This window comes from Arcticibacter sp. MXS-1 (assembly GCF_041902385.1).
Lineage (GTDB): Bacteria > Bacteroidota > Bacteroidia > Sphingobacteriales > Sphingobacteriaceae > Arcticibacter.
The window spans coordinates 4,724,352-4,736,489 of sequence record NZ_CP169244.1; the positions used below are offsets into that span (position 1 = coordinate 4,724,352).

A 12,138-nucleotide genomic window follows, 5' to 3' on the forward strand; every position below is an offset into this window, starting at 1 on the left:
GTCTCCGATCAGGAAGACCTCGAAGGGCGAGGAAGATAAGTCGAAGGACGCCATGTAAGCTTAACACTTAGCAATTGGTGATTGTTGACAAAAACCGACTGAAATCGGTTATTTCTTATACTTTTGTTACTCTCATCGCAACCAATATGGACAAAAAAAGCTCAGCCAGCCTGCGCTGGATAACCCTTTTCATCATCATCTTAAACATCGCCTTTAACTACTTTTATATGGCCCTCATTGACCAGCCTTCTATGGGCCAGGTCTCAGGCAAATATCCCAGCCTCTTCACACCCGCCGGCTATGCGTTTTCAATATGGGGACTGATCTACTGTTCTTTCCTGTTTTTCTGTATTGTTCAGCTGAAGCGCACCCGGCTTGAGAAGACGGCATATAACCGGCTCTCCGTTCCTCTTTTAATTTCAAACGTCCTGGCCGCACTTTGGATCGTTGTCTTTACCAAAGAGATGTTTACGCTTAGCGTTGTGATCATGAGCATTCTGCTGCTGCTCAGTGTGAGGATGTTTGGGGCGGCCGCCTCGGCATACTTCCGCCACCGGCATAACTGGTGGATCCAGCTTCCTTTTAGCTTATTCTGTGGCTGGCTGTCAGTAGCATTCCTAGCCAACCTTGCAGTTTTGATCGCTTCCGAGCAAGGCAAAGAAAATGAGGTGCTCACGCTGTTATTTATCGCACTCGCTGTCATTGCCGCCATGCTGGTTGGCATACGCTTCCGTAACCCCGTCTATCCCTTAGTAGTTGCGTGGGCGGTATTTGCGATCTGGATAGCGCGTAAGGGTGATCATCCCGGTGTAGCCTATACGGCGCTGGCAGCCTCCCTGCTAAGCATACTGGCATGCTTTGCAGCCCTGTACAGGCTTAAGTCTTCGCCCTCGCTGAGGCGCTAAAGACAGGGGCGGCGAGAAGCCTGCCTGATCTTAATCGCGAAAGTTTTGAGTGACCATCAATCCGTATATTCCGCCGTCGAGTATCCCGATTCCAAGCCTTCCGTACGAGGGGTTGAGAATGTTGGCCCGATGCCCAGGCGATTTCATCAGCCCCTCGTGCGCCAGCTTCAGAGTCTGAGCCAGCGCAAGGTTTTCTCCTGCCGTAAGGAACGGAACGCCAGCCCTGCGGATCCTGTCAAAAGGAGTTTCACCCTCCGGACTGATGTGCGAAAAGTAGCCTCTTGAAAACATATCGTCACTATGTGATCGTGCGACCACCACTAATTCTTTGTCTGCTTTAAGAGCATTTAAGCCCGCCTTTGCCCTCTCCTGATTAACCAGCTGAAGCATTTGCTCCTCCAGCTGAGGTTGCGGGGGTGCCTTTCTGACAACAAAGTTTAGCTTGACAAGCTTATTGGGATCACGCTCTTCAGTCTTGTAAAAAGCCCCCTGAATGGTTTGCAGGCCGTTGCCCACGAATGTTTCCATCCCCCTGAAGGCCCTCGTTAGCCAGACTGCCGTCTTGCTTTCCCTGGCCTTCTCCTGCGACTGCCAGCCAAGTGGCACCAACAGAAGCAAGACAGAAACGATTGCAGCTTTTACCACCCCTCCCACAATTCCCAGCATCAGGCCTGCCGCCTTGTTTATCCTGCTTTCGTGCACTTCGTCGGAAAGCAGTGCGAGCAAGCGGTTAAAGACTGAAGAAACGGCGAGGCTGCATAGGATCAGCGTGATCAGAAAAGAGAGCGACACCCTCCAGGCCTCGGGAAAAGGCAGAATCCCGGCAAGCAGTGCTGCAACGTGCGGAAATATCAAAAAGGTAAGGGCAATGCTCAGCACCCAGGAAAACAGATTGATAGTTTCCAGAATAAAGCCGTTGCTGACTCCTCTCCAGGCTGACAAGCAGATCACCCCGATCAAAAGAACATCAATTAGGTTCATAGCTCATTCTTAACAGGAGAACGCGCAGGAGGTTCTCCCTTTAAATCATTCCTCTGCCGGCGTACTCTTCCATCCTCCAGCACAAGCGATTTGGAAACGCTTTCGGGAATCTCATTCTGATAATGGCTGACATAAATGAGGGTCACATCGCTATTCTGGCACAGGGTATTAATAACCTGTTTAAAGTGATCCTGTTGCTCCGCATCCAGGCCCTGACACGGCTCATCAAAGATCAGCAGGGGCGGGTTCTTCACCAGGGCCCGCGCCAGCAAACAAAGGCGCTGTGTGCTTGCCGACACATTACGAAGCAGTTGGCCCGCAGCCGGTTCTATGTGCAGCAGGCGCATCCAGGTCCGTGCTACTTCCCTTCTGGCGCGATCAGAGGGTCTGAACAGGCCAAGAGTATCATAAAAGCCCGACTCGACCACCTGGAGGCAGGAGGATGTATTTGGGAAATATTGAAAGAGCTCAGGAGAGACGAAACCTATATTTCTTTTGATGTCCCAGATACTCTCACCGCTTCCCCGCTTTTTGTCGAACAGTACAATATCATTTGCATACGCCTGGGGATTGTCTCCGTTAATTAAGCTCAGCAGAGTCGACTTGCCGGCTCCGTTGTGACCAAGCAGTGCCCAGCGTTCCCCTGGCTTTACAAGCCAGTCGACCCCCTCAAGGACCGTTCTTTCTCCATAACGCACCACGACATTCCTCATGCCGACAATCGTCTCGTAAGATCTTTTGCCTGCGTCCGTTAAAAGCGGCCCGAGTGCTTCTGCATCTATCGCTGAATGTGCGGACAGAAGCGCTGCCGGGCTAAAGGATGAAGCGCCAACTGCTTCAACTATCTTTCCTTTGTCGAGTGTGGCGACATGGGTAACAACATCAGGGACTTCGGAGGGAGACGTAGCGATGATCATATGAATGCCCGACCGGCCGATCTCAAGCAAGAGCTTGTTCAGGTATTCCCGCATGGCAACGTCAAGACCCGTGAGCGGATTATCAAGCAATAGCAGGACCGGATTTTTCAGCAACGCCGCTGCGATTAACAGTCGCTTCGTCTCTCCGTTGGAAAGCTTGATGAGCTGCTTATCCATCAGGGGCGCAAGCCTCAAGGCGTCCACAACCCTTTGGCTGGTCCAGTAACCAGGTCTGGAATTCGTGCCAATCCTTTCAATATACTCTTCTACCTTTACGGCATCTTCCGAGTCGGATGAATTATACCTCTGCTGGTAGTAAAAGTTAGAGGTATTGGAGAGGCTTCGGAAGTGGTGTCTTGCAGAGACGTACGCTACCAGGCGATGCCAGTTAAAGAGCGGATCGGCCTCTCTGCCTGCAGCAACAACAGGGTCTAATGAAGGATGCTCCACCTCTCCCTTTGAGATGGACAGCTTACCGGCAATTGCTTCAAGAAGTGCGCTCTTGCCAGAGCCGCTCCTGCCTACCAGGGCCCAGTGTTCTCCTGACTTCACCTGAAAATTAAGATCTTCAAAAATAATATCGTTCACATTCCTGACCGTCACAGACGTCAGTGATAGAAGTGTGCTCATTGATCATGCAGATTATAGTCGGCAGCGCGCTGCCCCACCGTAAATTGTTCAAGCCTAAGGTAAGGGTTTTACCAGAGATATGCCATTGAAGCGCAGACCCTCATACGCATACTTGGTTTACAGCTTGTAAAAGTGCTGGCTATGAGCTAACTTTAGATAGAGAGAGAGGTTCTATCTGTACACCAGCTATAAACTAAAGATCATGGATTTATTCATCCTCCTGCATACGGACGCGTACGAAGCCTCTGACGGAAAAATTATAGCCTGCTCTTTGTTCAGGGAGAATCTTACGGATCGTATGAACCACCTGGCAAATGAAGCAAATAATAAGGTGTTTGACACCGCTCACCTGCCTGAGACCAACTCCTCGCATTTTTTTGTTTACGATGAGAAAGAAGACAGCTGGATAAAATGGAACGGAAGAAGATGGACCGAAAAACTGAGCATTCGAAAATTCAATATGATCTAAGCGAAGGCCTTTTAAAAGTAAAAGCCCCTGATGGGCAGGAGCTCAACTAACCAATTATAAACCATTATGAAATTTTTCTGGTTCTTGTACGGTTGCCAAACCCTAAAGGTTCCCATTTTCTTATTTTTTTTATTGAATTGTTTTCGAAGCCCGGAGGAACACAGCGACGAAGATGATCTATGCTGCTGATGTCGTGATCAGACCAGGAAAAAACTGTCAAAATACCAGGTCCCTTTCATCCGACTGGCAGCTTGCAGTCACAGAACCCCTTTTCCTGAGCAATTGATTGCCCTAAGTGCGATCAGCAAAAGGCTTTTAAAAGATTTGCCTTGCTTTTATTATCCATACGCAGAGGCTTTTAGAAGAATTGTGCCTGCCTTATTGCCCGGACTTACAACAAATGCCCTTGTTTCATCCGGACCGTCAAGTGTAAGGTGTACTAAGTCAGTCCATTTGGTTAGTTAAATAGTAAGAAAGCTGCCCGGCTTTGTTACTATTTCGGGAAGCAGATCTCTTGTTTCTTTTTCCTGATACACCTGATTAAGCTTGCCCCCTCTGGCGCGACAGCGTACCTCTGTTTTAATTAAACTATCGCAATCAGGTTAGACATCCCTTTGCTGAAGCTTCACCCTTGGGGAAACTTTAATTCTTCTTGATTGTAATTAATTAAAAATACACAAGCAAATACTTAATAAAAACACAAGCAAAATGAAAGCAAAACACATAAATCTAATCCTCTTTAGTTTAGTAATGATCCTCTCAAGCTGTGAACTTGTGGGAGACATTTTCAAGGCCGGTATGTGGACCGGAGTAATTGCCGTGGTATTGGTGGTTGTACTCATTATCTGGGTTTTAAAGAAAATATTCTAGCTTCCGGTTTTCGACATCGTATATTTCACTTAGGCGGAGAAACAGAGCGCACCCAAGCCATCTGGAAAGGGTTCTGCTTATCTGCCTGAGTGATAAAACTAAGTAGACAAGGTCTTGTCTGCATCCCTATTTAGACCTACTTTTGCATTTGCAACCGGCAAGAGTGTACTCTGCCGACTTTATTGATCTTCTTAAAACCGGCCAGCTGTTGAAAAGATTTAATACCATTAAGAAGTACCACAGTTTTTTACGATTCAGGAGAGACTTTACCAAGTATAGCATAACCAAGGCGAGAAGCTTCGAGATCTTTATCCATTGGCTGAAAAGTAAGTTATCAAGAAGCCAGTTCCTGTTGCTGTCGGGCATCATCGTCGGAATCACTGCCGGACTGGCCGGGGTCATATTAAAGTCGCTGGTCAGTTACATCCATTACGTCATCACCGGGAAGGTGCACTTTAGTGAACAGATCTTTTTCTATATCCTGTTCCCCTTTCTGGGGATTGTACTCACGACGACCATTGTCATCCTCTTTTTCAAGGGGCAGGACCGAAAAGGCATTCCGGCGATCCTTCACGAGATTGCTCAAAATTCCAGTCTGGTATCATCAGTAAAAATGTACTCGCAGGTTATCCAAAGCGCCGTTACGGTTGGCCTTGGAGGATCGGCAGGTTTGGAGAGTCCCATCGCAGTAACAGGTGCTGCGATAGGTTCCAACTATGCGAAAACCTATGGACTGGATTATCGAAACAGAACCCTGCTCCTTGCTGCAGGCGCAACTGCCGGTATTGCTTCAGCCTTTAACGCTCCCATTGCAGGTGTTATGTTTGCGTTCGAAATTCTCCTTACCGGAGTTGTATTCACGGATTTCATTCCGCTGGTAGTGGCAGCGGTATGCGGTAGTCTCCTTTCAAAAATAATACTAAACGAGGACGTACTGTTCCATTTTAAAGCAAGGAATGAATTCAACTATGCCAACACGCCCTTCTATATTGTACTGGGCCTCACATGCGGCCTTTATGCACGATACTTCGTTGTGATATCTTCGCAAGTTGAGCACTTCTTCAAGAATCTGAAATTTTCTAAACTTCAGAAAGCGATGCTGGGAGGCGTGGTGCTCTCGCTATTATGTCTTATGCTGCCTCCCCTTTTTGGCGAGGGATATCAGTCGATCAAAGATATCAGCAACGGGCAGGTGGGAAAACTTCTTGCAAACAGTTTCTTTGGCTATCTGAACCACAGCAATTGGATTGTGGTCATCTTTCTGGGGTTAATCTGCCTTTTAAAGGTCTTTGCAACAAGCATTACGATCCACTCCGGCGGGAACGGCGGTAATTTTGCACCTTCCTTATTTGCAGGGGGCATGCTCGGATTTTTCTTCGCCATGCTCTGCTCGCAGCTGGGGATACAGAACGTACCTAATTCTAACCTTGTGCTGGCAGGAATGGCAGGAGTGATGAGCGGCGTCATGTATGCGCCCCTGACAGCAGTCTTTCTGATTGCAGAATCAAGCGAGGGTTACGACCTTTTTATTCCGCTGATGATCGTTACGGTCATTTCGTACCTGATGGCCAGATGGTTCTCCCCGATCTCTCCCGACCTGAGAGAAATGGCGCAAAAGGGCAAAATCTTCACGCGCGAGTACGACAAGAACCTGCTCTCCCTGCTCCAGACTTCTTCACTTATTGAAACTAACTTTCAGACAATCCGGTCGACTGCCACTTTTACCGAGCTCCTCGAACTGATTAAAAACGGAAAGAGGAACATGATAGCCGTAGTAGACGAACGGGGCCAGCTTGAGGGCACCATTTCACTAGACGACTTAAGACCCTATATGTTTGACAGTGAAGCCACGGCTTCTTTGTCAATCCGATCCCTTACAAAAGCTCCTTCTGTTGTGATCGATTCAGAAAGAGATATAGCGAGCATTATCCGCCTTTTTGACGAGTCGGGCCAGTGGAACCTGCCGGTTACCACCAAAGAAGGAAGATTTTTAGGATTTATTTCAAAATCGAGTATCCTCATGAGATACAGGCAGTTGCTGAAGGAGTACTCCTGAAAATGAGAGTCGCTAAGTTTTAACTGAAGCCGGACAATCCGGCTACTGACTATCCCGTGTTTTATCGCCCGAACATGCTAAATTGAGCCGAATTGCCTAAAAAGATATTAGCACACCCTCATTCCATCACCCGGAGAACTTCTACAACATGAGGCCTGGGCTTGAGTTCTTACCTTGCTGAGGTTCACACTTAAAAGCTTCCTTCCGGATTGGGAGCGAAGCTCATGGATGCCTTTCTGGCCTTCAGCCTAGCTTCATATTGGCCTGATAGCCTCCTCCTGAGACTGCCCAGCTCTGTGACCATAATACAGCTTAACGAACTGTCATGCCTGCCTGTCTCCTACTATTGTGAAATAAAAGATTCACGGTAGCATGAACCGTCCGGCATTTGTGATAAGCCATGTTCTGGATTTGTCCCCCTGCTTGCCTCGAGAACTTCAACACAACACAAAAAGCACAACTAGCTATTATAACAGGAGGCACTCCTCCACTTCTTCAGGAAGCAAGAAAGCGAATAAGACAAGCACAAACCCAGACCGTTCTTGCGCTTGTCTTCTCTATACTTTAGGAGCAGATGATCAGATCTACTATTTAATTCGTTTTCTGGGGCGTCTGCCAGTCATTGATCCCTCGCCTGGCCGTGTTACTTTCTGGTAGCTGACGTCGCCTGGCCTTGACACTTTCTGATAGGTCTTACCGTACACTTTTGGTTTAGCTTTAATCTCCACTTTCTGAGCAGCCTTCTTTTTGTTGGCCAGCTTTTCCTTCTGGCGGTCATCAGCATAAACAACACTTATGGTGTCGTCATCGATACTCGCTTCGTGCAAATTGGAAATAGCATTTCTGGCATCTTCTTCCGTAGCCATGTCTACGAAACCAAACCTTCTGCTTACTCCGGTATGCTTGTCCCGTACAATGTTAACAGCCTCGACCTTTCCAAACTGTTCAAAAAGCTCCTTTAGTTCGAGGTCCTCAAGATCACGCGGAAATCCGCCTGCAAATAGTTTAATCATTATGTTTGTGTGTATCTTCTCTGATGGATATGACCACCCTTTTCTTTATACTATTATACTACTTTAACAAAATGATTGTTTCAACAAAAACACTCCCTGTCGAAAATATTTTTAGTTTCCACAACCCTTCTGATTTTAGAACGATACTTTTGTTTAAATTATCTCTATTAAGAGCACCGGCCGCCAGGTTTTGTAAATAATATGTCTTATTTACCGCGTTAATACCCAACATCTTCCCGTCCTTAATAAGGTTCTGTACAGAGGCTCCAACAGCGCTGCAAGGTACTTATAATTTTCTTACCGCAAAAAAATTTGTTGACTGACCGCTGCTTTACTACAATGCTATTACGTTTAATCTGTCCTTTTATTGTACCCGGTTCTACGGCAGTCAGCCGAAAGTGTTACGGGGCAGCAACAAAAAATTTTAAATTAAGAGAATTTTTATTCACTCGGTTAATTCAACTTTTCTTCGTATCTTTAATGACCCTTCCAAAGGGTATGTTTTTCATAGGTAGATGTGGGGCCGGATGTACGTCCGGCCCTTCTTTCCCCTCCCCTTTCAGTCTGCCGTCCGCGAATAAAGAGCTTACCTGTATTGCAGTAAAAATTGCACGAGATTAACAAGATCAGCCTGTTTCACTTCCCCATATCCACTGCGTATATCTCAAGCCCGCTGTCCGCTAAGCATCGCTCCGCCACCCTCCTTCCCTCTCTGTCTTAGGTGGCAGACACCCTGCCCTTAAGAAGAAGTCAGGACCGGATCGGCATCTGTTGCTCCCGTTGGAGAACCCTTGTATACCAGCACCGACTTTGTTGCAACAAGATTGGCGTGCTATCGCTTGTACAATAAAATAGCCAGAAGGAACAGATGGCATTGACAGGCTATACCGGTCCTGGCTTGGTTACAACCTGCCTTGGGTGCTGTCTAGTGTCGCATTAAATAGTGAGATCCCCCTCCTCGCCCGTCCTACACCTCTGCATTATTAAAAGAAGGCTAACTGCCGCAGTTTAATTACCGCCCAGGCTCCGAATCATTTCAGAAACACTAATGCTTTTAGTATTTTTAACATCATTTAGATGTATGGCACTAGAATCGGGAAGGCGTTTCATAGCTCATTTTGACCTCGACAGCTTCTTTGTGAGCGTAGAAAGGTTAAAAGATCCATCACTGATAGGAAAGCCGGTGATTGTTGGAGGATTAAGTGACCGGGGCGTAGTCGCGGCCTGCAGTTATGAGACCAGGCGCTTTGGCGTTCAAAGCGCAATGCCTATGAAAACTGCTCTCCGGCTTTGTCCGTCGGCCCGTGTCATAAAAGGTGACTATGCCAGTTATACACATTACTCCCGATTGGTAACAGAAGTGATTGGGGAGAAAGCGCCGGTGATGGAAAAGGCGAGCATAGACGAGTTTTATATTGACCTCACAGGAATGGACCGTTTCTTCGGTTGCAGTCAGTACGTGAGCGAGTTAAAGCAAAAGATTGTGCGTGAGACCGGGCTGCCTATTTCTTATGCGCTTGCATCAAACAAGCTGATCTCGAAAGTAGCGACAAATGAAGTCAAACCAAACGGACAAACAGAGGTGCCTTTTAGCCAGGAGCGTTCATTCCTTGCCCCCTTACTAATCGAAAAACTTCCCGGAGTAGGACAAAAGACTGCAGCTACCCTTAGAGCGATGGGCGCCGATACAATCGGATCCCTAAGTAAAATTCCTTTAACTACTCTTCAGGCGAGATTTGGGAAAGGAGGTATCGAGCTTGCAAGAAAAGCAAATGGGATAGACGACAGCCCGGTAACTGCTTACTCAGAACGCAAAAGTATCAGCAAAGAAGACACCTTTCCCCAGGATACGGCAGACGGAGCTTTCCTGCTGGAGACACTGGTGCGCCTTACAGAATCGGTTGCTTTTCAACTCCGCAGGCACAAGAAATTAACCGGTTGCGTCGCTATCAAATTACGGTACTCCAATTTCAGCACCGTCTCGCATCAGGCGATGATTGAATACACTTCTTCCGATGATCTCCTCCTTTCAACAGCGAAAGGCTTGTTCGCAAAGCTTTATGATAAACGTCAGGCAGTGAGGTTGCTGGGCGTGAGGTTAAGCCACTTAATAGAAGGAAATCAGCAGATCGGTCTTTTTACTGACACGACAGAAAACATCCGGCTTTATCAGGCACTGGATCACATCCGGCAACGATTTGGAACAGACGCTGTCTTCAGAGCTACGGGACACACACTGAATTCCGACGGCAAGAAGAACGAGGAGTAAGGGTGCAGCAGGACTATACCTGCTTGCTCCGGAGGAATATAGGGCAGCCAGGAAGTGCTTGCCCCTTGGAGACGAGGCAGGACCGTCAGTTGCAATTCATCCCCAGGTCAGTCCGTCCCGATGTTGATATTTTTCACTTCTGAAGACTTCACTCCCACTTCTGTGTCGAGCAGCAGGTCTACTACATCCCGGGTAATATCAGGATAGTTAATTTGCAAGGGCTTACCGTATTGCAGCCAGTCAGAGAGTCGGGGACTTGCAGAATCATCGAGAGCGGAAATCACAGGCACCCCCATCTCAGATAACGCAGCCGCATTCAGATGCTGTTCATATTGATTTTTCATCGGCACCACCAGGAGCTTTTTTCCCATGTACAGCGCTTCAGCAGGCGTTTCAAAGCCTGCCCCGCACAACACGCCCGAAGCTGATGCCATACTCTTGATAAAGGCCTCGTTGCTAACAGGCTGCACATTGATATTGCCAGCCATATACGTATACTTATTGTGTTTAGAAAAAACATCCCACCTGATATCTTTAAATCGGGAAAGAATGCTTATAAGGCGTTTATCTTCATAGGAAGGAAGATATACAGTGTAATATTGGCGGTCATTTATTTCCTGATGGCGCACCTGCTGCCGAATAACAGGAGTAAAAATATTGCTGTCGTACGTATTAAAGTGAAATCCATACTGTACATCCGACGGTGCATAGTGCTTCAGGATCCACTTGCCGAGCCAGTCTGTATGCAAGGCACGAGGCGATTTAGGCGCCAATACCGCCGACTGATGGCTTAAGGCAACCACCTTTTTCTTCTTCAGGCGACAAGCCCATGCTGTTACCGGTTCAAAGTCGCTGATAACAAGGTCGTACTTCTCAACGGGGAGATCCCTTACTTCTGAGATCAGTTTTCTAAGGCTTCCCTGGACAAAAGTCTGCCAAAAATCAACTCCTCCTGATTTTCCGAAAATAAAACTCAGGCCGCGAAGCTGATAGCGAACAGGAAAAGGCAATATGAGGTCGCCTTGTATGCCGCTCACCAAAACATCCACCAATCCTCTCCGCTGCAGGCATGGAACAATGTCCATTGCCCTGCTCAGATGCCCGTTGCCGGTGCCCTGTATGGCGTAGAGAATTTTCATAGGTCAAAAGTACAATATTCTTAAAACAGCATCACCATTTACTCAGAAAGTATGAGCAACGCATTTGAAGAGCTTCGCACACCTTGTATCCGCTCGCCTGCCTGATGTCAGGAGGCAACGGAACTATGGATGAAAAACTTCCGATAGAAAAAGAGGCCGCCCCAACCTTCCGGGGGCGACCTCTTTTTCTGTCTCGGTAGAACTCCTACCCGAAAGTGTCTTTGAGCTTAAAGGCTAAGGACAACTTTCGACTAACTTTCACTCCAGTGTGTGAGTTTAGGTTATTAAGATTCTACTTGCTCAGGTTAAAGCCATAAGCAAGACGAAGCGCGACTTGCTGCGGGTAGCCATCTTTGGCGTAGTCTTCATATTTAACGCCAACATCTAGTCCATTCCTAAATGCCCAGCCGATGGATGGAGACCATACAAATGAGGTCTTTGCTCCCTCGTTAGTACCAAACCCTGCACCAACCTCGCCGCTTAAATAAAAGTTCTTTGTTAAAAACCCTTTAAGACCGGCCTTTACAGGAATAACGCCATAATCTTTGTTTCCAGGAAGGTCGAACTTATCCTTAAGAAAGAAGTTAGTGTATCCGGCAGATAGTGTGCCTGAAAGGGGACCTGCAAAGTCCTTCTGCAGCTTTGCTTCGCCTCCAAGCACGAAGCCAAAAGGATCGTCCGTGGAAACACCTGGAGAAACAGCAACACCTAAGCGCCAGGCTTTCGAATCCTGAGCTTTACTTTCGGAAGTAACAAAAAATAAGGCTATAGCCGAAGCAACTGTCAATAGTTTAATGGTCTTTTTCATATCGATTTCTGTTAAGTTTGTTAATTAAACCGCCAAAGAGTTAACAAGGAGCATGCCAGTCGGCCGTTGCGTAATGCAACA

9 protein-coding genes are annotated in these 12,138 nt (G+C 47.3%); 4 read left to right on the plus strand and 5 right to left on the minus strand.

The window, feature by feature from the left end:
• Positions 1 to 146 precede the first annotated feature (146 nt).
• Positions 147 to 905: a hypothetical protein gene (locus ACES2C_RS20370; RefSeq protein ID WP_374164888.1), complete on the plus strand. Its 759-nt coding sequence runs from the start codon at positions 147 to 149 to the stop codon at positions 903 to 905.
• A 30-nt stretch (positions 906 to 935) separates the two neighbouring features.
• On the opposite strand, the gene ACES2C_RS20375 is transcribed toward ACES2C_RS20370, so the two are convergent.
• Positions 936 to 1,886: a CvpA family protein gene (locus tag ACES2C_RS20375; protein ID WP_374164889.1), complete on the minus strand. Its 951-nt coding sequence runs from the start codon at positions 1,884 to 1,886 to the stop codon at positions 936 to 938.
• Positions 1,883 to 3,433: an ATP-binding cassette domain-containing protein gene (locus ACES2C_RS20380; protein WP_374164890.1), complete on the minus strand. Its 1,551-nt coding sequence runs from the start codon at positions 3,431 to 3,433 to the stop codon at positions 1,883 to 1,885. Before ACES2C_RS20380 ends, ACES2C_RS20375 begins: the two co-directional genes overlap by 4 nt.
• Positions 3,434 to 3,635: 202 nt before the next feature.
• On the opposite strand from ACES2C_RS20380, the gene ACES2C_RS20385 reads away from it, so the two are divergent.
• The gene (locus ACES2C_RS20385; RefSeq protein ID WP_374164891.1) at positions 3,636 to 3,902 is read left to right on the plus strand and encodes a hypothetical protein; all 267 of its coding nucleotides are present in this window, start codon (positions 3,636 to 3,638) and stop codon (positions 3,900 to 3,902) included.
• Between the two features lie 1,078 nt (positions 3,903 to 4,980).
• Positions 4,981 to 6,828 carry a chloride channel protein gene (locus tag ACES2C_RS20390; protein WP_374164892.1) on the plus strand — a complete coding sequence of 616 codons (1,848 nt, stop codon included), beginning with the start codon at positions 4,981 to 4,983 and terminating at the stop codon, positions 6,826 to 6,828.
• A 587-nt stretch (positions 6,829 to 7,415) separates the two neighbouring features.
• Here the strand turns inward: ACES2C_RS20390 and ACES2C_RS20395 are convergent.
• Positions 7,416 to 7,841 (minus strand): RNA recognition motif domain-containing protein, encoded by a 426-nt coding sequence (locus ACES2C_RS20395; protein WP_374164893.1) that lies wholly within the window; start codon positions 7,839 to 7,841, stop codon positions 7,416 to 7,418.
• Positions 7,842 to 8,922: 1,081 nt separating this feature from the next.
• Here ACES2C_RS20395 and dinB point away from each other — a divergent pair.
• The gene (gene dinB, locus ACES2C_RS20400) at positions 8,923 to 10,110 is read left to right on the plus strand and encodes a DNA polymerase IV (RefSeq protein ID WP_374164894.1); all 1,188 of its coding nucleotides are present in this window, start codon (positions 8,923 to 8,925) and stop codon (positions 10,108 to 10,110) included.
• A gap of 107 nt (positions 10,111 to 10,217) precedes the next feature.
• On the opposite strand, the gene ACES2C_RS20405 is transcribed toward dinB, so the two are convergent.
• Both ACES2C_RS20405 and ACES2C_RS20410 read right to left on the minus strand, forming a co-directional pair.
• Entirely contained in the window at positions 10,218 to 11,249 is a 1,032-nt protein-coding gene (locus ACES2C_RS20405) for a glycosyltransferase family protein (protein ID WP_374164895.1), read from the minus strand.
• A gap of 292 nt (positions 11,250 to 11,541) precedes the next feature.
• A complete protein-coding gene (locus tag ACES2C_RS20410) occupies positions 11,542 to 12,057 on the minus strand; it encodes a hypothetical protein (protein ID WP_374164896.1) in 516 nt (171 codons plus the stop codon).
• Positions 12,058 to 12,138: the final 81 nt, after the last annotated feature.

Bases quoted from the DNA above. Each gene is read 5' to 3' on its own strand.
- ACES2C_RS20410 (WP_374164896.1), bottom strand. From the start codon at position 12,057: ATGAAAAAGACCATTAAACTATTGACAGTTGCTTCGGCTATAGCCTTA.
- ACES2C_RS20395 (WP_374164893.1), bottom strand. From the start codon at position 7,841: ATGATTAAACTATTTGCAGGCGGATTTCCGCGTGATCTTGAGGACCTC.
- ACES2C_RS20370 (WP_374164888.1), top strand. From the start codon at position 147: ATGGACAAAAAAAGCTCAGCCAGCCTGCGCTGGATAACCCTTTTCATC.
- ACES2C_RS20405 (WP_374164895.1), bottom strand. From the start codon at position 11,249: ATGAAAATTCTCTACGCCATACAGGGCACCGGCAACGGGCATCTGAGC.
- ACES2C_RS20375 (WP_374164889.1), bottom strand. From the start codon at position 1,886: ATGAACCTAATTGATGTTCTTTTGATCGGGGTGATCTGCTTGTCAGCC.
- ACES2C_RS20380 (WP_374164890.1), bottom strand. From the start codon at position 3,433: ATGAGCACACTTCTATCACTGACGTCTGTGACGGTCAGGAATGTGAAC.
- dinB (WP_374164894.1), top strand. From the start codon at position 8,923: ATGGCACTAGAATCGGGAAGGCGTTTCATAGCTCATTTTGACCTCGAC.
- ACES2C_RS20385 (WP_374164891.1), top strand. From the start codon at position 3,636: ATGGATTTATTCATCCTCCTGCATACGGACGCGTACGAAGCCTCTGAC.